Genomic DNA, 20,819 nt, shown 5'->3' with positions numbered 1-20,819 from the left:
TTCATTGATCGGCCGCGCTGGAATGCGCGGCCCAGGTCAGCAGGGCGCCGATCAGCGCGGTGGCGCTGCTGCTTTGCAGTCTTCACCCAAAGCCTGGTACTTGTTGCGGCCAGCGGAGCATATTTGGCGCGGAGTGTGGCTTGGCGGAGCAACACGCTGGCTCGCCGGGCCATGCCGATGCGCTGGAAGGATGGCGGGCTTTCTCGCATACTTGGCCGCATGCGTGTTTTCTTCTTTTCCCTGGCCGCCGTGCTGCTGGCCTCAGTATTGAGTGCTTGCGGCGGCGGCTCGGGATCTTCTTCCCCTTCTTCCACCATCACTGCCGGCAGTACCACCGCCGGCGGGGCGGCCATCGCCATCAGCGATCCGGTCGCGGTCAATCTGCCCACCGGCGGCGCGCTGCAGGCCATGAGCGATGCACTGGTGGTGGGCGATTTCATCGTGGTGCGTTCGCGTTCCGATGCATTTGTCACGCTGAACGGCAGGCAGGCCTACGCGCTCACGCGATTGAGCGTGCTGGATAAGCAGGGCAAGATGCTGTCGTCCACCGATTACGGTTTCTCGCTGGCCGCCGGCTACACCGGCGAATGGCTGATGTTGGCGTCGCCGGACGGTTTCGTCATGGTACAGGCCACCTCCGGCACGCGCCTGCTGCACTTCGACACGCAGGCCAGGTTGCAGGGCGGCGCCACCGATCTGTACCCGGCGGTGGGGCCGACCTCGACCACCGAACTGGCGGCGGCGGAGAACGGCGGCGCGGTGGATGGCAACGGCTTCTGGCTGGCGACCACCTTCTCGCTGCTGCCGGTGACCGACAAGACCCAGTACACGCTCAAGCTGTGCAAGTTCGACTTCAACGGCCGGCAGCTGACGCCGCCGTTTGCGATCTCGCTATCGGCGCTGCATCCGCGCGTGGCCGCAGCCGCGGGGACGGTACTGGCGGGCTGGCTCGAAGGGGGCGGCGCCATGCTAGCGATGTGGCCCAAAGGCGCCGGCGCGCCCACCATCCGTTCGCTCGGCACCGGCGGCGCGGCGCCGTATCCCGTGGCGCTCGACGCGGCCGGCAAAATGGGCGTGCTGTGGAACGGCAAGGCGACGACGACCAGCAGCGGCGGGGTGATGGGCGTGGCGCTGGACACAAGCGGCGCCGCCGTGCTGCCGGCCGACCGCACCGATCTGACGCAGGAAAGCTTGTCCTCGCACTGGAACGGCAATGTACGCAGCGCCGATATCGACGCCCACGTCATCGCCGGCGGCCTGGCGATTGCCGGCAGCGTGATCGGCTCATTCAACGCCGGCGAGCCGGTGGGCGATGTGCTGGTGCTGGCCGATTACGGCACGGGCGCCGGCACGCTGTCGGCGCAGCAGCAGAAAGTGCTGCGCTTTACCTTGCCGGGACGCGCGGCGCTGGGTCCCACGCCGATACTGCGCCAGATGCTGTTCGGCGATCATGCCGTCCTGCTGCTGGGCGACGACACGCGCCTGCAAGCGTTCTACACTGCGCGCAAGCCGTAGTCCACTCCCGAAAGTGTGGTAATTCAGTCCAATAATTGTTTGTTCTGGACAATTTAGTTTGTTTGAGGAATGTATTAATGCATAATTCCAATGACAAACAGTTACTATTTTCCAAAACAACATAATGGAATTCTTTAAAAAACTCAAAATCGGTACTCAGCTGGCGCTGAGCTTCGGCACGCTGACCGCTCTGATGCTGATCATGGCCACCTTCGCTATCGTCCGGATGAACACCATCACCACCGCCTTCCACGATGAAGAGCGCATCATGATCGAGAAGCTGGAACCGTTGTACGTGGCACGCGAAGCGTTGGCGCAGACTGGCATCGCCGCGCGCAGCGCCTACATCTACACGGACAATGCCCAGGTGAGGCGCGAGCTGGCGCTGGTGGACGAACAGAGCGCCATTTTCCTCGATGCACTGGACAAACTGACGCCCGTTTATCAGGGCGACACCAATTTCGAGAAGGTGGCCAGCGGCCTGCGGAAGATGGCCGTTGAACTGAAACGCGTGCGCCAGCTGCACGACGCCGGCAATCAGGAGGCGCTGGCAGCCTTCCTGGCCAATGAATGCGCACCGCTGCGCCGCCAGATCGTGGCCGATATCGCCGTGGTGCTGAAGGCGTCGCTGGACGCCACCCATGCGGCCGGCGCCGGCGTCGACGCCCACGCCAGCGACGCCTTTACCGGCATCGTGCTGCAGGCCGTGCTGTCGCTGGTGGTCAGCGTGCTGATCGCCTGGGTCAATACGCAGCTGCTGCTCAAACAATTGGGCGGCGAGCCGTCGTATGCCACCGCGATCGCCAACAAGATCGCCGAGGGCGATCTGTCGGTGTCGGTGCAGGTGAAATCCAACGATCAAACCAGCCTGCTGCACGCGATTGCGGCCATGCGCGACAGCCTGTCGTCCATCGTCGGCCAGGTACGCCAGGGCACCAATCTGATCACCACCGCATCGTCGGAGATCGCCAGCGGCAACAGCGATCTGTCTCAGCGCACCGAGCACCAGTCGGCGTCGCTGGAGAAGGTCGCCACCGCGATGGAGGAGCTGACCGGCACCGTGCGCCAGAACGCGCACAATGCGATGCAGGCCAATACGCTGGCGGTGACGGCGTCCGACGTGTCGGAGCAGGGCGGCCAGGTGATGGAGCAGGTAACGGTGACCATGGCCTCGATCAACGAGTCGTCGCGCAAGATCGTGGACATCATTTCGGTCATCGACGGTATCGCCTTCCAGACCAATATCCTGGCGTTGAACGCGGCGGTGGAGGCGGCGCGCGCCGGAGAGCAGGGCCGTGGCTTCGCGGTGGTGGCGCAGGAGGTGCGCACGCTGGCGCAGCGTTCGGCGGCGGCGGCCAAGGAAATCAAGGCGCTGATCGACGATTCGGTGGAAAAGGTCGGCAACGGTTCGGACCAGGTGCACAAGGCGGCGGAAACCATGCACCAGGTGGTGACCAGCGTGAAGCGCGTGACAGAGATCATGGGCGAAATCAGCGGCGCCAGCATGGAGCAGACGGCAGGCATCGAGCAGGTCAACAACGCCATCGGCGAGATGGACGCCATGACGCAGCAGAACTCCGCACTGGTCGAGCAGGCATCGGCGGCGGCGCGCGAGCTGCGCGACCAGGCCTCCAATCTGGCGCAGGTGGTGGGCGTGTTCAAGCTGGAAGCGCACAGCGCCACCGTGACCGGCTTGCGCCGCCGTGCCGCGCGCCGTCCTGCCGCGCCCGCGGCCGACGAGGAAGTGCGCCGCATCGCCAACGGCTGACGGAGCGGCTGACGACGCGGCTTGCGCACGGTCCGGCATGTTTTATGCGAACATGACGGATATCGGATCGGGAAGCGCAATCAGGCATGAAAATAGGAATGCAGACGTGGGGCAGCCACGGCGATGTACGGCCTTTCGTCGCGCTGGCGGAAGGCTTGCAGAGAGCAGGGCACGAGGTGACGCTGGTGCTGACCTGCGTCGACAACGCGGCCTATGCCGGCATGGTATCGCCGACGGGCGTGAAGATACGTATGGTCGCCTCGCCGGTGGTCGATCCTGCAGAGTCGGAAAAGATAGGGCGCATCGCCTACCGGATGAACAACCCGCTCAAGCAGCTGAAGATGCTGCTGTCGCTGTGCTTCGAACCGGCGGAAGAGGCGATGTTCGCGGCGGCGCAGGAGCTGGCCGAGGAGTCTGATGTGCTGATCGGCCATCACTTCATGTATCCTACCCGGATCGCAGCGGAGCGGGCCGCCAAGCCGTTCGTCAGCGTGCTGCTGTCGCATGCCGGAGTACCGACGTCCTACAGCCATCCGCTCGGTTTGCCGTTCGGGCACCGCTTCATGTGGTGGCTGACGCGCAAGCTGCTGCACATGGCGGTGAGCCCTTATCCAAACCGTTTGCGCCGGCGTTTGGGCATGGCGCCGGTCACGGATGTGGTCAACCAAATTTGGCTGTCGGACGTGCTGACGCTGGTGGGCGTGAGTCCTTCGCTGTGCAAGCGCGAGCCCGATTGGGCGCCATCGATACAGGTGTGCGGCTTCCTCGATATGCCGAACATGCAGCTGGAAGGACGGCTGACCGACACGCTGGAAGCTTTCCTGAACGCCGGCGAAGCGCCGGTCTACATGACCTTCGGCAGCTGGACGCCGCGCGATATCGGCCTGCAGACCGAGACACTGCGCCTGTTCACCGACGCGGCCCGCCGCAGCGGTTGCCGCGCCATCATCCAGTGCCACGACGCGGCGGCCTGCGGCTTTCAGTCCGACGGGCAGATTCTGTATGTGAGCGCTTCCCCGCATCACCTGATTTTCCCGCGCTGCGTGGCGGTGGTGCATCACGGCGGCGCGGGTACCACGCAGGCGACCACGCTGGCGGGGCGCCCCTCCGTGATCGTTGCGCACATCAGCGAGCAGGAACACTGGGCGCTGGAGTTGCGCAAGCTCGGCGTCGCCGGCAAGCCGCTGAAGCGGCGCAGCGTCAGCGCGCGCTCGCTGGCCGCACGCATCGGCGCAGTGCTGCGTGAGCCGGACATGACGCGGCAGGCGCAGTTAGCGGCGCGCCCCATGGCCCAGGAGGATGGCGTCGCCACTGCCGTCAGAATGATCGGCGATGCCGTAAAATCCGGATGAAGGGATTTGCGGTCTGGCCGCGCGGTGTGTTTAGCAGTCATCGGCAGGATAGCGTCGCGCTCACGCTGCGAATTGCACGGAATGTCCCATCCCGGATGCTTATCAGTTAGAGCTCAATGACCTACTTCATCCAACTTTCAACACTGTTCCTTGTCACTGCACTGGCATTCGTCGGCATTGCAGTCATCGCATTACAACCGCCCGCATGAGGCAGGAGGTACGGTATGGCTTGGCTATTGACGAAATACCTACTGACATCGGCGATCGTCATCGTCGTCTCCGAATTTGCCAGGCGCAGCGACAGGATAGGCGCGCTGGTCGCCGCGCTGCCGCTGGTGACGTTGCTGGCGCTGATCTGGCTGCACGTGGAAAATCAGAGCGAGCAGAAAATCGCCAATCACGCCTGGTACACATTCTGGTACGTGGTGCCGACCTTGCCCATGTTCCTGGCGTTTCCAGCATTGCTGCCGCGGCTGGGCTTCTGGGGCAGCCTGCTGGCGTGCGTGGCCATCACCATCGTGTCGTTTGGCGCATTCGCGCTGGTGGTGAGACGGTTTGGCATAGAGCTGCTTTAAATCGGGGTCGCGTCCAGTTGCCGGACCTGACCCCGGATTGTTACAGCAGCGATTCGGCCAGATCCTTCAGGTCGTCGGCGTAGTCGGCTTCGATCAGCTGTTTGCGCGCGACGCCGCTGCGCCAGGCGGCGGTGGCGATCTTCGGCGTGACGCCGCTCAGCAGGCGCGGGTCCAGCAGGCCGGGGACGATGTAGTCCTTGCTGAAGCGGGCGTCGCTGCGCGCCATGTCGGCCAGCGCAACCACGCAGGCACGCTTCATTTCCGTGTTGATGGTGGTGGCGCCCGAGTCCAGCGCCGCGCGGAACAGGTAGGGGAAGCACAGCGCGTTGTTGATCTGGTTCGGGTAGTCCGACCGGCCGGTGGCGATGATCGCGTCCGGCGCCACTTCGCGCACCAGTTCCGGACGCAGTTCCGGTTCCGGATTGGCCAGGGTGAAGACGATCGGCTGCGCCTTCATGCGCTGCACGTCGGCCTGCGACATCACGCCCGGGCCGGAGACGCCCAGGAACACGTCGGCGCCTTCCATCACGTCCGACAGGGTGGCGGCGCTGGTGTCCTGCGCCCAGGCGGCCTTTTCGCCGTCCAGGTTGCGCGCGGTGGTCAGCACGCCCTTGCTGTCGCAGACGTAGATGTTCTTGCGCTGCGCGCCCAGGTCCACCAGCAGTTCCAGACAGGCGACGGCTGCCGCGCCGGCGCCGGAGCAGACGATCTTCACGGTGGCGATGTCGCGGCCGGTCATTTCGATCGCGTTCAGCATGCCGGCGCCGACCACGATGGCGGTGCCGTGCTGGTCGTCATGGAACACCGGAATCGACAGGCGCTCGCGCAGCTTGCGTTCGATGTAGAAGCACTCGGGAGCCTTGATGTCTTCCAGGTTGATGCCGCCGAAGGTCGGATGCAATGCGGCGATGATGTCCACCAGCTTGTCCGGATCGCTCTCGTCGACTTCGATGTCGAAGGCGTCGATGCCGGCGAACTTCTTGAACAGCACCACTTTACCTTCCATCACCGGCTTGCCGGCCAGCGCACCGATGTTGCCCAGGCCGAGCACCGCGCTGCCGTTGGTGATGACGCCCACCAGATTGCCCTTGGCGGTGTATTCGTAGGCCTTGGCCGGATCGCGCTTGATCTCGACGCAGGGCGCTGCAACGCCGGGCGAGTATGCCAGCGCCAGGTCTTCCTGGGTGCTGACGCTCTTGGTGATCTCGGTGGCGATCTTGCCGGCGCTGCCGGCACGGTGGTAGGCGAGTGCCTTTTGTTCTATCGTGGTCATGTTGTCTTGTATTCCTTATAAAGCGAAAAACGCCCGTACGAGCCAGGGGCAGGTACAGGCGCAAACTGCTGGGGATTCCGATGCTTATGGGTAGAGGCCACGAACTTCACGCGCCTGCAGCACTCGGGTGCAAGCGAGAATGAAGGTGGCGGTTCGCAGCGTGACTTTCTTATCCTGCGCAACGGCCCATACGGCATTGAATGCATCCTGCATGATGCGGGTCAAGCGTGCATTAATTTCATCTTCCGTCCAGAAGAAGCTGGAGAAATCCTGCACCCACTCGAAGTATGACACGGTTACGCCGCCCGCGTTGGCGAGGACGTCAGGAACGATCAGCACGTCCTTGTCGGTCAGGATGTCGTCGGCCTCCGGCGTGGTGGGGCCGTTGGCGCCTTCCAGGATGATTTTGGTGCGAATACGCGGCGCGTTGGCGGCAGTAATCTGCTGTTCCAGGGCGGCCGGGATCAGGATGTCGGACTCGATGTCCCAGAAACCGTCACGGCCGATCGTCTGCTCGGCACCAGGGAAGTTGGCGACGCCACCGGTTTCGGCCACGAATTTATGCAGCAGGGCGACGTCCAGGCCACCCTGGTGGACGATGGTGCCGGTGTGGTCCTGCACTGCGATCACCTCGGCGCCGGCTTCGGCGAACATGGTTGCTGCCACGCCGCCGACATTGCCGAAGCCCTGTACGGCGACACGGGCGCCTTCGATCGCCACGCCGCGCTTGGCGGCGGCTTCGCGGCCGACCACGAACACGCCACGGCCGGTCGCTTCGCGGCGGCCCAGCGAGCCGCCCAGCGAGATCGGTTTGCCGGTCACCACGCCGGTCGACAGGTTACCTTCGATCATGGCGTAGGAGTCCATCATCCAGGCCATCACCTGTTCGTTGGTGTTGACGTCCGGCGCCGGGATATCCTTGTTCGGGCCGATGATCAGGCTGATTTCGCTGGTGTAGCGGCGGGTCAGGCGCTGCAGTTCGCCGCGCGACAGGGTTTTAGGATCGACACGGATACCGCCCTTGGCGCCGCCGTACGGCACGTTGACGGCGGCATTCTTGACGGTCATCCAGGCCGACAGCGCCATCACTTCGGACAGGGTCACGTCCTGGTGGAAGCGCACGCCGCCCTTGCCCGGACCGCGCGACATGTTGTGCTGCACGCGGTAGCCTTCGTAGTGGGCGATGGTGCCGTCGTCACGCTCGATCGGCACGTCGACGGTCAGGATGCGCTTGGGGCGCTTGAGGGTTTCGACCCAGCGCGACAGGCTGCCGAGGTGCGGGGTGACGCGGTCGATCTGCTGCAGGTAGACACCCCATGGGCCGAGATCTTCGGCGTTGAGGTAGGAAGGCAGTGCGTGTTGTGCTGGTACAGAGGTCATGCTCAAGGCTCCCGTTGGATTCGTTTGGCTGGGCGCTGCTCGTGGCAGCGCTCAAGTGGCTCGAATCCTACGCCTGGGCATTTAAGGCGGCCAATGCTGTATGCGCATTCGGCTATGCAAAAAACGCATAGTTAGCGTTCCGATACCGGCACGCGGCGTTTGCCCGCGCCGCCGTGCTGCTGCTGTTCGAGGAAGTGCCACAGCCGTTCGACGATGGCCTTGCCGGGCCGCGAAGCGGATGGGCGCTCGCGGTACAGGCGGATGTCCATTTCGATTTCCCAGTCCGCCGTGTCGCCGTCGGCGCGCGCCAGCTGCTTCTGTTTGAGTTCGCGCGTGACCGCCGATTCGGGCAGGAAGGCGATGCCGCGCCCTTCCAGCGCCATCATCTTCAGGCCTTCCGCCATGTCGGTTTCGTAATGCGGCTCCAGGTGCAGCGGCGTTTTGGCGTCGCCCAGGATCAGCTCCACCATGCGGCCCAGGTAGGCGTTGTTCGTGTATGACAAAAACGGCAAGGGGGCGCGCTTGGTGCCGGGCAGGCGGAATTCGGGCACCTTGTTCTTGTCGCAGCGCGCGTAGGCGCGCAGCGATTCGCGGCCCAGCACCAGCATGTCGTAGCGGCCCGGATCGAGCTGCACCGGCTGGCGTGGATGGTGGTAGCACAGCAGCAGGTCGCAGCCGCCTTCGACCAGTTGCAGCACGGCGTCGTGCACGTTGAGCGCCATCAGGCGGCTGCGGATAGGCGCGAAGTTGTCTTCCAGTGAGGTGAGCCACTTTGGCACGAAAGTCAGCGACAGTGTGTGCGGCACGGCCAGGTCGATGCTGGTCTGCGCCGCCGCGCGCTTGGAGCGCAGCAGTTCACGCGCGCCATTGATTTTCGAGAGCATCTCCAGCGCCTGCTCGTAGAACACCACGCCGGCCGGCGTCAGGCGGGTGGGATAGGAGGTGCGATCGATCAGGTCGGTGCCCAGCCAGTTTTCCAGTGACTGGATGCGGCGCGAAAAGGCGGGCTGCGTCACGTGGCGCAGCGCCGCCGAGCGGCTGAAGTTATTGGTCTCCACCAGCGAGATGAAGTCTTCCAGCCATTTGGTTTCCATGCGTGTTCCTTATTGCGGTTGGGGCGAGGTGATGGTGCGCATGGGCGTAAACAGATAGGCGCCCGCTGCGAACAGCATCAGTATCATGCCACCACCGAGGAACAATTGCGACAGCGTCAGTAGCGTCAGCAGCCAGCCGGTGGCCGCCGCCGACAACGGCGCCAGTCCCATGAAGATGAACATGAAGATGCTCATGGCGCGGCCCATCATGTGCGGCGGCACGCGCCGCTGTATCCAGGTGAAGACGTTGATCTGCATGTAGCCGCCCAGCAGGCCCAGTGTCAGCATCAGCGCGCACGCCTGCCAGGCCGCATGCACCAGGCCCAGAGGCATCAGCAGCAGGCCGGCCAGCGCGTCGACCAGCAGTATCATCGCGCCGAAGGTGGCGAAGCGCAGGCGCGCGCCCACCTTGGCGGCGACGCCCATGCCGAGCAGGGTGCCGGCGCCGTGCGCGCCCATCATCAGGCCCAGTGTCGAGGCGCCGTGCAGGTCGTTGGCCAGCACCGGAATCGCCACCTGCATGGCGCCGCCGATGAACAGCGACACCGTGCCCCAGTAGATGAAGCACATGCGCAGCGGCACGTCGTCCCACACCATGCGCAGGCCGGCGCCGACCGAGCGCAGTACGGATTGCTGCGGTTCGGCCGACGCCGGCGCCGGCCGTGGCAGCAGCCGCACCTTGGACAGCGTCCACGCCGAGACCACGAAGCTGAGGCAGTCGAAGCCGAAGGCCAGCGCCAGGCCGCGCGCGTCGCTGACGACGCCGTTGCCGTTGCCGGCCACCGCCAGCAACCCGGCCGCCAGCAGTGGACCGATCAGCATCGACACCTGCCGCAATCCCATCAGCATGCCGTTGGCCGCCTGCAGATGCGCTGGCGCGATCGCCAGCGGCATGATCGAGGTCGCGGACGGCATGCCGAAGGCTTGCGCCAGCCCCAGGCCCAGCGCCAGCGCGTAGATCAGGTCCAGCGTGAGCTGCGGCGTCATGGCGACGGTAAGCGATAACGAATCGCCGAGCGGTACGGTGGGCGAGGACGATGTCTTCAGCACCAGCAGTGTCAGTAAGGCGAGCAGCACGGCATTGGCGTACTTGCTGAGCATGAGCACGTGCTTGGGCGAATAGCGGTCGACCAGCGCGCCGCCGATCAGGATGAAGACCGCGCGCGGTACGCTCATCAGCGCGATCACCAGGCCCAGGGCCAACGTGTCGCCGCTCAGCTTGAGCACCAGCCAGGGCAGGGCGATCATGCTCATCTGGTCGCCCAGCATGGAGATCACGCCGCCGCGCATCAGCCATTTGAAATTCGGGTCGCGCTTCAGTGCCGCGCGCGGCAGGTCTTGGTCGGCCATCTGGCCCTCCGTGTCAGGAATTGGTGGCGTTCATGCCGGCGATCAGGGCCAGCGCGCTGCTGAGGTCATCGAATTGCGAAGGCGGACAGCTGCGCAGCAGGTCCTTGCTGATTTGCTCGGCGACGGTGGTGGCGTTGAGCAGCAGCTCGCGACCGGTGTCGGTGATGGCCGCGTAAGCGACGCGCGCGTCGCGCGGGTCCTGCTGACGTTCGACCAGACCGATTTTCTCCAACGGCAGCAGGGTGCGGGTGACACCGGACGCGGTCAGCCCCTGGCGCTCCGCCAGGTCGACGCGGCGCAGGCGGCCGCCCGGCGCGCGGTTCAGGTAGTGCAGCAGCATGAAGTCGCTGAAGCTGATGCCGTGGTAGCCGCCCAGCACCTGGTCCAGACGCCGCACCAGCGTCGCTTGCGCGCGCGCCAGACGCAGGGTGAATTCAAGGCTGGGACTGATTGTCGATTCGTTCATGATTGCCTCCTCGTTGATTAATGCTTGAATAATACTTGATCAAGCAAGTAATAAGCAAGTAATAAGCAAGTAATAAGCAATCGCTTTGTAGCTTTTTTACACTATCACTATCGCAATCAGTTGTTATTAAGCTAAACTCGTCGATATTACATAATTACATAACAAGGAGGCATTCCATGCACATGGGAACAACCGAAATCTTCCTGATCGCGATGGTGATCATATTCAGCGTGCCCTACCTGATCTGGCGGCTGGGCGGCACCGATTACTATGCGCCGCTGGTGGTGGTGCAGATCATTGCCGGCATCTTGCTGGGGCCGGGCATCATGGGCCGCGCGTTCCCCGATTACTACAGCTTCGTCTTCAATCCGCAGGTGGTGCAGTCGCTCAACGGTATCGCCTGGTGGGCGGTGATGATGTTCGTGATGATCGCCGGCGTGGAGCTGGATCTGAAGAAGGCCTGGCAGCACCGTCGTGAAAGCGTCATCACCGCCGGTCTGGCGCTTGGCACGCCGCTGGCGTTCGGCTGCGTCGCCGCGCTCGGTATGCTCGGCTACGCCGGCTGGATGGGGCCGAAGGCGCACAGCTGGCAGTTCGTGCTGGGCGTGGGCATGGCCTGCGCCGTGACGGCGCTGCCGATCCTCATCCTGCTGATGGAAAAACTGGAGATCCTGCGCCAGCCGATCGGCCAGCGCATCCTGCGTTACGCCAGCCTGGACGACATCGCCATCTGGGGTGTGCTGGCGGTGATCATGCTGGACTGGGACCGCGTCGGCCGTCAGGGCGGCTTCCTGGTGGCGTTTGCGTTTGCCACCTGGCTGTTCCGCAAGCTGATGGTGCGCATCGAGGAGCGTGACCGCTGGTATGTGTCGTTCATCTGGCTGGCGGTGTGCGCCTTCGCGGCCGACTGGGCTGGGCTGCATTACATGGTCGGCGCCTTCCTGGCCGGCGCGGTGATGGATGCCGAGTGGTTCGACCAGCAGAAGATGGACTTCCTGCGCGCGAACGTGCTGATGGCGGTGATGCCGGTGTTCTTCCTCAGCACCGGGCTGCGCACCAACTGGGCGGTCGGCGGCCCGGCGGTGTTCGTGGTGGCGCTGGTGCTGCTGGTGGCGTCGGTGTCGGGCAAGCTGGCGGGCATCCACATCGCCGGCCGCATTCTGAAGTGGGGGCCGGGCGAGGCGTCGATCATCGGCTGGCTGCTGCAGACCAAGGCGCTGATCATGATCATCTTCGTCAACATCCTGCTGGACAAGCAGATCATCACCAGCGAGACCTTCACCGCGCTGCTGCTGATGGCCATCGGCAGCACCATGCTGACGGTGCCGATGGTGGCGCCGAAATTGCAGCGCGCGGCGCAACTGATCTTCAAAACCAGCTGATATAATGGCGGGATGAACGATACTATCCAACTCCCACCGCTGCCGGACCGTCTGTCGATCGATCCACGCAGCAAATTCCACGTTGCTGCCGTGTTCGAACACGACATCGGCATCAATTTCAACGGCAAAGAGCGCAACGATGTAGATGAGTACTGCATCAGCGAAGGCTGGATCAAGGTCCCGGCCGGCAAGGCGCTGGACCGCCACGGCAACCCCATGCTGATCAAGCTGAAGGGTACCGTCGAGCCGTTTTACCGTTGATCACACAGCAGTTTCAGAAAAGCCACGTTGAACGTGGCTTTTTTTTCGCTGGGTTGTTGCGACCGGGGACCGCAGGCATGCGCCGCGCCGCCGGCTGAATCAGTTTATTTGCCGGCCTCGCCGCGCAGCTTGTCTAGCATTTCCAGCTTGGATGGGGATAGATTCATGATCCCGTGGTAGGCGCAATATTCGCAGAACGCCTCCTCGGGCGTCATGGCGGCTATGCTGGAGTCGGAATGGCCACGACGGCGCAGGGCGCGCAGGCAGGCAGCATCCATATTTCTGGAATTCATGCACTTCTCCCTTTCGGATCTGTTAAGGTTAGTAAATTAAATACGGGAACTTCTAGCTACAATTATTCTAACGTAAAATAGTTCCATGTGGAAACAAAATGGTTTTTCTTAACATGTGGAAACAAATTATTACGTTTCTGTTGGTAGCGACCTGGTCCGTAATGGCACTGGCCGGTCCCGTCCTGACCGTGGTGACGGAAGATTTCGCGCCCTACAGTTACGTTGAGTGCGGCCGCATCACCGGATATTCGACCGAGCTGGTGGAGACCTCTCTGCGGCGGACCAAGGCGGGCTACAGCATACACATCTATCCTTGGGCCCGCGCCTTCCGCATGGCCAGGAGCCAGCCCAATGTGCTGATCTTCAGCGTGGTGCGCACGCCCGAGCGCGAGCACCAGTTGCAGTGGATCGCGCCGATCGCGCCGCGCAGCGTCTACGTATACAAGCTGGCGGCGCGCCGTGACGTCCAGGTGCGCGCGCTGGCCGACCTGGGCCGCTACAGGGTGGCCGCCACACGCGGCGACGTGGTCGAGGAACAGTTGCACGCACTGGGGCTGGAGGCCGACCTGGCCACGCTGGATGAATCCAATCTGCGCAAGATGGTGGCGGGACGGGTGGATCTGATGGTGGCGTCGGAACTGTCGATGAAGGCCATCTGCCACAACGCGCACGTCTCGTGCGGGCTGCTGGAGCGGACCATCGCCATGCCCGGTGTGGGGGAATATTATGTGGCGGCCAGCTTGGGCACCCCGGCCGCCACGGTGCGCGCATTGCGCGACGAGTTCGCGAAAATGAAAGCGTCGTCTTTCATGCAGCAGACCGCCGACAAATACGGTTTGTCGCTCAGATAGCTGCTTGCGGCGCTATCGCCGGCAGATCGCGATGCAGGCGCCACACCAGCGCGGTGGCCACGAGAGAAGTCGCCACCACCACGTAACCGGCGGTGTCGAAATGTTCGAGTCGGCCGTCGGCCGCCTGCTTGACAATGTGGCCCGACACCACCGACGCCAGGCCCCCGGCCAACTGCTGGATCGAAGCGCTGATCGCATTGTAGGAGCCGCGCTGGGTCATGCTGGGCACCGTCGACGAAATCGCCTGGAATGGAATCATGCGCGAGAAAATCCCGACGAACATCAGCGAGTTGATCACCACCAGCACCCACAGCGAGGTGTGGCCCATGTGGGTGTAGGTCAGCACCATCACGATCGACAGCGTGGTGCCGAACAAGAACACGCGGAACTTGCCGACCGCGTCTGCTGCGCGCCCGATCAGCGGGCCGATGAAGATGGTGGCGATGCCGGTCACCAGATATACGGTCGGCAGATGCTGCAGGTCGATGCCCATGTTGTTGACGATGTAGGCGCTGCTGAACGGCATCAGCATGAAGCCGCCGGTGGTCAGCAGGGCGGTGATGCAGAACGCCAGCAGATAGCGTCGTTCCGTCAGCGTGTGGAACAGGTGCATGAACGGACTGTGCTCCTGCGGCTGGCCCAGGTGCGCATCGACCGGCTGCATCTTCCACGCCACCAGCAGGCCGCCGACCAGGCCAAAGGCGGCCATCGCCACGAACGGCACATGCCAGTTCCACTGATTCGACAGGTAGATGCCGGCCGGGATGCCCAGCACCTGGCTGGCGGCGAATGCGGTCTGGATCAGCCCCATCACGCGGCCGCGCATCTGCGGCGGGAACAGGTCGGTGGAAATCGCCAGCACGACGGAACCGATCACGCCGCCGAACAGACCGGTGAACACGCGCGCGGCCAGCAGGCTTTCGAAGGTCTGCGCCATGCCGCACCAGACGGTGCCGAGGATGAAGCCGCTATAAAAGAACAGCAGCAGCTTCTTGCGGTCGTAGCGATCGGCGAAGCCGGCCGTCAGCAGGCCGGACACGCCGGCGCTGAAGGCGTAGGCCGACACCACCAGGCCGAACTGGGCGGGACCGATCTTCAGGTCCGGCATGATGAGGGCGCCCAGCGGCGACATCAGCATGAAGTCCAGGATCACGGCGAACAGCAGGAAAGCCAGCATCGCCACCACGGTTTTCTGATAGCCGCTGAAGGGCGGCGCGGGCGGTTTTTTCATTCGTCTTTCGTATCGTGTGGTTCGGGGCGGCAGAAATTGGCGCGCTTCTTGAAGAAGGCGGCGCGCTCCTCGGGCGTCATGGCTTGCCAGCGCTGCCACTGCTCGCGGCGCTCGTGCCAGTCGCGGTGGCGGCCATGGAAACCGCCGAACAGGATGCGGCAGAGTACCAGCAATCCCAGGGCTTGCCAATAAGTCACGGCATTGGCGCCGGGGAAGATGGCGGGGATCAGGCAGTTCCACAACAACATGACGATCGCGCCCAGTACGGCGGCGCAGGCCAGCACGAACAGGCCCTTCATCAGTTTGAATTTCTTGTAGCTCATATTTTCGGGACGCATTGCAGAGGTACTCCTTTCATTCTTCGTACAGGGCTTGCAGGCGCTGGCGCAGATGCAGCACGGCGTAGCGTTTGCGGGCCAATAAAGTGTTGATCGAGACGCCGGTCTGGGCCGCCATCTCCTTGAAACTGACACCGTCGAGTTCGTGGGCGATGAAGACGTCGCGCTGGTTGGCGGGCAGCTCTTCCAGGGCCAGCTGCAACTCTTCGAGCAGCATGGCGCGGGTGTAGGCGGCCTCCGGCCCGGCGTCGGGGGAGGGCAGCAGCAGGTCGAGGCGGCATTCCTCATCCTCGTCGGCGCCGCCCAGATCCTCGAGCGCGACTTCCTTCTTCTTGCGGAAACGGTCGATGATACGGTTGCGCGCGACGCGGAACAACCAGGCGCTGGCCTGCTCGATGGGCTCGGGCAGGCGGTAAGCCTGGGTGAATTCGTAGAACACGTCCTGCAGGATATCGTCGGCATCGGTCTGATCGGCGACACGGCGGCGGATGAAATTCCACAGGCGCGAGCGCTCCTTCAGCACGGTGGCGGTGATGTCCTGATCCTGCTCAGAAGTCATGGTGGGCAAAGTCATAGACTCGAAGACGGTCCATGCGGCGGCATATTGTATAGCGCCAAAAAAATGCGACTTATTCGGGATTGAAATAAGATATTTTACCGTCGACCTAGGTCCGTGATTTCATAGCATGCCGATGTCCTTGAGCCAGTTTTCCACGAGCGACGGCCACGATGAAATGGGATGGTCTTTGTCGCGCAGTCCGAAAGCATGTCCGCCCTTGGCAAACAGATGGACTTCCGCCGGCACGCCGGCGCGATCCAGTTCGCGCGCATACAGCGTACTGTTGCAGATCGGATCGACAGGATCATCCCAGGCTTGCAGCAGGAAGGTGGGCGGCGTTTGCTTTGTAACGCGGATGCTGGCATCGAATTTCTCGCCGGCGCGACACAGATGACCGGGGTACAGCGCGATGGCAAAGTCCGGGCGGCTGCTCAGTTTGTCGATGGCGTCGACGGGCTTGTACGTCGAAGCGAAAATATTGCTGGTCTGCGCCACCAGATAGCCGCCGGCCGAAAAGCCGATCACGCCGATCTTGCCGGGATCGATGCTCAATTCCCTGGCTTTGGAACGGACCAGCCTGATCGTCCTTTGCGCATCCTGCAACGCGCGCGGCACCTTGGGCGTGATAGCGCATTGGCATTTATCGTCCCAGTAGTGGTTGCCGCCGGGGACGCGATACTTGAGCAGCACACAAGTGATGCCTTGCGATGTCAGCCAATCGCAGATCTCTGTGCCCTCCAGGTCCATGGCCAGCACCCTGAATCCGCCACCAGGAAATACCACCACCGCCGCCCCCGTGCCTGGAGCCTTGGGGGCATACACCGTCATGGTCGGCATGCTGACGTCATTGACCTGGGTCCAGCCGCCATGTCCTTTGGCGAGCTGGACCGATTCCTGATTTGGGGCCGATATGGCGTCGGGCGCGCTGCCAGGCCAGATTGGTATCTGTACTTGGCCCGACGCGGGTTGCCAACCGCCGGCCCATGCCAGCTTATTATCGATGGAGAAAAATATAAGTGCTACTGTGGCGAGCCTTGCTATCCATAAAATTATCTCGCAAGTTTGGATGTCTTGAGACACGATGATGGTTTCCTAATATGTGGGGTCCGCTAACGCCCCGAAGCCGACTGTCGCCCCTGAGCGGAAGCCATCCAATCTATGAGGAAAATACTTCAAAATAGAAGTGGGTGGCATTCCGTGTATTAGGGTTTCTGCGTTAATTATGGGTTATGAAGGGGTGGATAAGGCATCATTAATTGATTTTAAAACATCGTCGTCCCTTCCGATAGCAACGGGAAAACCAGTGACATCAAGTATTTTACTTTGAATAGATACCACGAGTTTCTCCCCATCTACAGTTAAGCCGAATATCTTCGCTCGCTCACCCAGCAATGAGCGCGCCAATAGATTGAAATTTTGTGTGGTATCGCCACCTTTAAACCGAGCGTGCGCCGGTGACACTACTGAAAGAAGCAAGTCTCTCAGTGCTTCAGCCTCGCAAATCACCTCTGAATTTGAGGCATATCGTATGCAGCGAATCACATCAGAGTAAGAAGCGCTTAAGTCCGAATGGGAGTGCTGATTGAAGTGATCAATTTCCGATACAGCCACGCTAGGTTTTCCGATGGAAGTGAGCTGATCTGCAGTTAGGTAATAGGACTCAATTGATCCTTTTCGCAGGATAAATAGGCCACACTGTTCTAGCAAGTCGAGCAACGCTGTAATTCGCGTTTTAATTTTTCCCCAAGCATTATCAGCAGCAAGCTTGTTTAGGTCCGAGGTATCAGTTGAGAATAGGGCACATAGTGCAGACCGACGCTTTGCTAGCAACTCCTCGTCGGAATTCTTGTTGAGCCAATATGGATGGTTTTCTGCGTTCGCTGAAATTTCATGCCAGCGACCATCAACCAACTTGCAGAAGTCTCCATATATTGAGCCTGCCATCTGTTGCGCTGACCCAAACCCAAGAATACTTGCTTTTTCATCTACAACTGGATTGTCGATAAGATAGGTATTAACTAATTCAACTCCATCGGCAATTCCATCAGCGTCGGCTAAGGCTACAGGTTCCTTTCCTAGTAGACGCAGCAATTTAGCTACAACTGGCATTTGGCCTTTTCCAATCACTGGGAGAAGCTGCGAGCCGGCGGCTTCCAAATGCATATCTAATTGAGCAGCGAGGGCACTACATATGATTACATCCGATGGCCCCTCGACTAGCAATGGGCGTTTCGAGAACAATGCAAGCTTGTGCTCCTGTCCGAGCCTGGCAATGAGCCCTTGTAGTTTCTTATTCTTTAGTTCGCCAGCATCTGCCGAAATCTGAACAGGATCGGTCATGAGGTCATGACAGAAGACTAACGACAACAAGTCTTCTGGGCCTTGGATTTGAAGCATTTCAGTTGAATGGGTTGCGATGATGATTATTTTTTTATTGCCACCAAGCGATGGATGTCCAGCAACACTCAGCAGCTCTTTAAGAAGAAAGGCTTGGAGTTGCGGGTGCAATGACACCTCAGGTTCGTCAAGAAGAAGTGCACCCACATCATCATCATAGAGCGCAGCAAGTATCCCTACCAAGTGCATTAGGCCGGATGCTTCGCGGCCAGAGGAATAGGGCTTTGTGTCAACATCTAATCGAGAAAAAGATATCTTGAGGTGGCCGCCATCCCAATCGATGAGAACATCTCGCTTAAATAGCTTTCTGAGCCTTTCCTGAATCTTTATCAGAATATCAGCTCGCTCTGCTAGTGTTTGGAAATCACCGGTGAGAGTTTCCATTTGATGTCGACGGCTTGCATCCCCTTTGCTGCCATATGTCGCACTGTCATACATCGGACTACCGCCACGATGACCGTCAAAATCGGACCTGAACTGTTCCAAAACTCCCATACGGCCAGCAGATAGAAAGCGAACGTGCTTGCCGTTCACATGTTGGCCAAGGCTGTTCTTTAGTCCTCTCAGGAGGTGCGTCTTACCTGATCCATTTGGCCCCAGCAGAACTGTAAGACCGCGATTCAACGTGAACTTTCGAGTGAAATTTCCGTTATGGCTTTGTACTTGCGCTGTTAATTCGATGGGAAAGCTCACTGTTGGGACCTTATATATAAATTTTGGTTTAAGGAGATTTTCAAATCTCGATAACTTGACCGGCTGCTGCTGGCCGAAAAGAGAAGCTCAATTAACTCACTTTATAAGCAATGTAACCTGATCTTGCCCCGCTACTACCGGACACAACCTATCGCTTAATTAACGCCGATCTGAGCCCGGCGCATTAGCTCTTCCCGATACATGCTTGGTGACTTATAGCCCAAGGACGAATGCGGATGAATCTCGTTGAAATGCTTGAACGCCGCCGGCATTTGTCTGAGCACGATGTCGGCGCTGCTGCGGTCCAGCTGGCTGACGTAGTCGCGTTTAAACGTGTTCACGAAGCTCTCGGCAATGCCATTGGACTGCGGGCTGCACACCGGCGTATGGACCGGCTTGATACCCAAGTCCTTGGCCAGCGCGTGCGTATCCTTGGCCCGAAACGCGCCGCCATTATCGCTCAAGAATTCCAGCTCGATACCACTGCTGAGCGGTAGAATAAACAAAGGAGAACAAAAATTAATTTTCTCATCATTCAAACCTGCCATTTTCGATAGAAATTCTTGCAACGGTCTAGGTCTGCTCTTGGCCGAACCCAGTTGAGACTAAACGCACGTGTGGAATCGCACGATATTGCCGACCTCTACGATATCCATCGCTAAGTCTGTCTTGAAAGGCGTATTGTGCGAGCTACACACGACAAATTGAGCGCCCTCCAAACCAATTAATTTAATCCCTGCCAATACCTTCACAATATTGCCGTTCTCTGCCGGTGCTGTTCCAAGCGCAGCTGCGTGCTGAGTGAAACCTGGCCCCGTTCCCAGAAAACCTGCATTGTCGGAAGCTGGCTCTAGCCATTCTTCTCTCCACAACAATTCGCTAGACACAACAGTAAAAGGAGCGCTCAGTTCTGCCCAAATGAAAGGGTAACTTCCCCCTGGTTCATGGAGGCACAGCGGAAACACTTCGAACCATCTACCGACTGAAACCTCTTCAACAGCAAAACCAATAATGTCATCATTGTCGAGCCTGAAGGCTACAAAGCTGTATTCGGCGTGAACAGAATTGATCGTTCGGCCGGCAAGCGTCACCGGACTGTCATAGCAGCTTACGATTCTCGAATAAATCATCTTGGCCTTAATATTTCATGGGTTCGCTTGGACGTTGGTTTTCGGCCGTTGACGGTCAAGGTACTTGTTCAGTTCCAGCGTGACTTCATCTGGCCTATATGCAACCAACCACCGTGGAATGCCGTGGGCATCGCTACACTCCGATTCGTAGTCTGGTGGTGCTGAATAAATTTCGATGATCGTTGCTATATCGCGGACTACAGGCTTGCGGCGATTAAACTGATCATCAGGCGTATCAATCTGCAAGGCCAGAGGCGTTACCCGCACAACGTCATACTGCTTAAATGTCCAGTCTCGTCCTAGAATCGCCGGCCACTATTGGCCGCCTTCAGCCTATTTTGCTTTAAGTTTTTAGTTCACGAGTCCGGCCTTCCAAAGAGAAATAACCACATCCATTTGAGAGTTAGGTTTCTTGTCTTCGCCAGCCATAACTCGCTTCCACAGCGCAAGCTCATCTTCGGCTAGGCCTGGTGACTCACTCAGTATCTCAAGCGCCCTTAGGCCATAACGCCTATTTTTTTCTGATGTAGTGTATTCGCCGCTCGGTATGCCGACTACATTTCCACTTCCGCAAATTCCTAAAAACGTACCTTTGGGACAGCTTTTTTCTTGTGATGAAGGGCTATTCGGAAAAGTATCGCAAACTGCAATGTTCCAGGCATCAATAGCACTGCTGGCTCGCCCAGAAGAATAGGCACGAACTGCGTTTACTGCTGCGGACCCATATTTACCCATATCAGTCTCTACAAAATTGGTACGCCTGTAAGTTCTTCCGGTCTCAACGGCAGCTTGTGGCCGTTATCGGAATCCGAGTTGATTGCGTAAACGCGGCAACAAGAAAACTCCGATCCCAAGGCCTACAGGAAGGCCAATAGTTAAAAGCGCCCAGCCGGGTGAGAGGTCAAGGGAAT

At 60.3% G+C, this 20,819-nt stretch carries 20 protein-coding genes and 1 pseudogene; 7 read left to right on the top strand and 14 right to left on the bottom strand.

Going from position 1 to position 20,819, the window contains the following annotated elements; translation table 11 throughout:
* Nucleotides 1–219 precede the first annotated feature (219 nt).
* From E4L98_RS21545 to E4L98_RS21530, 4 genes are all read left to right on the top strand, one after another.
* Nucleotides 220–1,515, top strand: a complete 1,296-nt coding sequence (locus E4L98_RS21545) for a hypothetical protein (RefSeq protein ID WP_135203598.1) — start codon at nt 220–222, stop codon at nt 1,513–1,515.
* Between the two features lie 124 nt (nt 1,516–1,639).
* Nucleotides 1,640–3,283: a methyl-accepting chemotaxis protein gene (locus E4L98_RS21540; RefSeq protein WP_135203597.1), complete on the top strand. Its 1,644-nt coding sequence runs from the start codon at nt 1,640–1,642 to the stop codon at nt 3,281–3,283.
* A gap of 86 nt (nt 3,284–3,369) precedes the next feature.
* Nucleotides 3,370–4,635 (top strand): glycosyltransferase, encoded by a 1,266-nt coding sequence (locus tag E4L98_RS21535; RefSeq protein WP_135203596.1) that lies wholly within the window; start codon nt 3,370–3,372, stop codon nt 4,633–4,635.
* Nucleotides 4,636–4,859: 224 nt separating this feature from the next.
* Nucleotides 4,860–5,210 carry a DUF3147 family protein gene (locus E4L98_RS21530; protein ID WP_135203595.1) on the top strand — a complete coding sequence of 117 codons (351 nt, stop codon included), beginning with the start codon at nt 4,860–4,862 and terminating at the stop codon, nt 5,208–5,210.
* A 40-nt stretch (nt 5,211–5,250) separates the two neighbouring features.
* Here the strand turns inward: E4L98_RS21530 and E4L98_RS21525 are convergent, their stop codons facing one another.
* The 5 genes from E4L98_RS21525 to E4L98_RS21505 all read right to left on the bottom strand — a co-directional run bounded on the left by E4L98_RS21525 (nt 5,251) and on the right by E4L98_RS21505 (nt 10,773).
* Nucleotides 5,251–6,483: a malic enzyme-like NAD(P)-binding protein gene (locus tag E4L98_RS21525; protein ID WP_135203594.1), complete on the bottom strand. Its 1,233-nt coding sequence runs from the start codon at nt 6,481–6,483 to the stop codon at nt 5,251–5,253.
* Between the two features lie 84 nt (nt 6,484–6,567).
* The gene (locus tag E4L98_RS21520) at nt 6,568–7,863 is read right to left on the bottom strand and encodes a Glu/Leu/Phe/Val family dehydrogenase (protein ID WP_135203593.1); all 1,296 of its coding nucleotides are present in this window, start codon (nt 7,861–7,863) and stop codon (nt 6,568–6,570) included.
* A gap of 131 nt (nt 7,864–7,994) precedes the next feature.
* The gene (locus E4L98_RS21515) at nt 7,995–8,957 is read right to left on the bottom strand and encodes a LysR family transcriptional regulator (protein WP_135203592.1); all 963 of its coding nucleotides are present in this window, start codon (nt 8,955–8,957) and stop codon (nt 7,995–7,997) included.
* 9 nt (nt 8,958–8,966) lie between these two features.
* On the bottom strand, nt 8,967–10,307 hold the full coding sequence (locus E4L98_RS21510) for an MFS transporter (RefSeq protein ID WP_135203591.1): 1,341 nt from the start codon (nt 10,305–10,307) through the stop codon (nt 8,967–8,969).
* 13 nt (nt 10,308–10,320) lie between these two features.
* Complete coding sequence (locus E4L98_RS21505; RefSeq protein WP_135203590.1) at nt 10,321–10,773, bottom strand: MarR family winged helix-turn-helix transcriptional regulator; 453 nt, start codon at nt 10,771–10,773, stop codon at nt 10,321–10,323.
* A gap of 176 nt (nt 10,774–10,949) precedes the next feature.
* Here E4L98_RS21505 and E4L98_RS21500 point away from each other — a divergent pair, with 176 nt between their 5' ends.
* Together E4L98_RS21500 and E4L98_RS21495 are read left to right on the top strand one after the other, a co-directional pair.
* The gene (locus E4L98_RS21500; protein ID WP_135203589.1) at nt 10,950–12,155 is read left to right on the top strand and encodes a cation:proton antiporter; all 1,206 of its coding nucleotides are present in this window, start codon (nt 10,950–10,952) and stop codon (nt 12,153–12,155) included.
* A gap of 12 nt (nt 12,156–12,167) precedes the next feature.
* Nucleotides 12,168–12,416 (top strand): DUF3297 family protein, encoded by a 249-nt coding sequence (locus tag E4L98_RS21495; protein ID WP_135203588.1) that lies wholly within the window; start codon nt 12,168–12,170, stop codon nt 12,414–12,416.
* A 104-nt stretch (nt 12,417–12,520) separates the two neighbouring features.
* Here E4L98_RS21495 and E4L98_RS21490 read toward each other — a convergent pair whose 3' ends face one another.
* Nucleotides 12,521–12,709, bottom strand: a complete 189-nt coding sequence (locus E4L98_RS21490; RefSeq protein ID WP_135203587.1) for a hypothetical protein — start codon at nt 12,707–12,709, stop codon at nt 12,521–12,523.
* A gap of 161 nt (nt 12,710–12,870) precedes the next feature.
* Here E4L98_RS21490 and E4L98_RS21485 point away from each other — a divergent pair, with 161 nt between their 5' ends.
* Nucleotides 12,871–13,560, top strand: coding sequence for a substrate-binding periplasmic protein (locus tag E4L98_RS21485; RefSeq protein WP_167761407.1), 690 nt, complete (start codon nt 12,871–12,873; stop codon nt 13,558–13,560).
* On the opposite strand, the gene E4L98_RS21480 is transcribed toward E4L98_RS21485, so the two are convergent.
* From E4L98_RS21480 to E4L98_RS21445, 8 genes and pseudogenes are all read right to left on the bottom strand, one after another.
* Nucleotides 13,553–14,791, bottom strand: coding sequence for an MFS transporter (locus tag E4L98_RS21480; protein ID WP_135203585.1), 1,239 nt, complete (start codon nt 14,789–14,791; stop codon nt 13,553–13,555). The two genes, E4L98_RS21485 and E4L98_RS21480, sit on opposite strands and share 8 nt — an antisense overlap.
* Nucleotides 14,788–15,129 carry a hypothetical protein gene (locus E4L98_RS21475; protein ID WP_229257500.1) on the bottom strand — a complete coding sequence of 114 codons (342 nt, stop codon included), beginning with the start codon at nt 15,127–15,129 and terminating at the stop codon, nt 14,788–14,790. The genes E4L98_RS21480 and E4L98_RS21475 overlap by 4 nt, the downstream gene beginning before the upstream one ends.
* A 16-nt stretch (nt 15,130–15,145) precedes the next feature.
* Nucleotides 15,146–15,703 carry an RNA polymerase sigma factor gene (locus tag E4L98_RS21470; RefSeq protein ID WP_135203584.1) on the bottom strand — a complete coding sequence of 186 codons (558 nt, stop codon included), beginning with the start codon at nt 15,701–15,703 and terminating at the stop codon, nt 15,146–15,148.
* A gap of 105 nt (nt 15,704–15,808) precedes the next feature.
* Nucleotides 15,809–16,768 (bottom strand): alpha/beta hydrolase, encoded by a 960-nt coding sequence (locus tag E4L98_RS21465; RefSeq protein WP_229257499.1) that lies wholly within the window; start codon nt 16,766–16,768, stop codon nt 15,809–15,811.
* Between the two features lie 147 nt (nt 16,769–16,915).
* Nucleotides 16,916–18,778 (bottom strand): ATP-dependent nuclease, encoded by a 1,863-nt coding sequence (locus E4L98_RS21460; protein WP_135203583.1) that lies wholly within the window; start codon nt 18,776–18,778, stop codon nt 16,916–16,918.
* A 155-nt stretch (nt 18,779–18,933) separates the two neighbouring features.
* Nucleotides 18,934–19,260: pseudogene (locus E4L98_RS21455) on the bottom strand (integrase core domain-containing protein); the annotation flags it as partial.
* A gap of 123 nt (nt 19,261–19,383) precedes the next feature.
* Nucleotides 19,384–19,869: a hypothetical protein gene (locus tag E4L98_RS21450; protein ID WP_167761405.1), complete on the bottom strand. Its 486-nt coding sequence runs from the start codon at nt 19,867–19,869 to the stop codon at nt 19,384–19,386.
* A gap of 390 nt (nt 19,870–20,259) precedes the next feature.
* Nucleotides 20,260–20,643, bottom strand: a complete 384-nt coding sequence (locus E4L98_RS21445; protein ID WP_135203580.1) for a DUF6979 family protein — start codon at nt 20,641–20,643, stop codon at nt 20,260–20,262.
* Nucleotides 20,644–20,819: the final 176 nt, after the last annotated feature.

Origin of the sequence: Duganella callida, from assembly GCF_004614165.1 — a bacterium.
In the GTDB taxonomy this organism is placed as follows: domain Bacteria; phylum Pseudomonadota; class Gammaproteobacteria; order Burkholderiales; family Burkholderiaceae_D; genus Rugamonas; species Rugamonas callida.
Note: the sequence above shows the minus strand (reverse complement) of the source record. Positions and strands in the feature narration are given on the sequence as shown.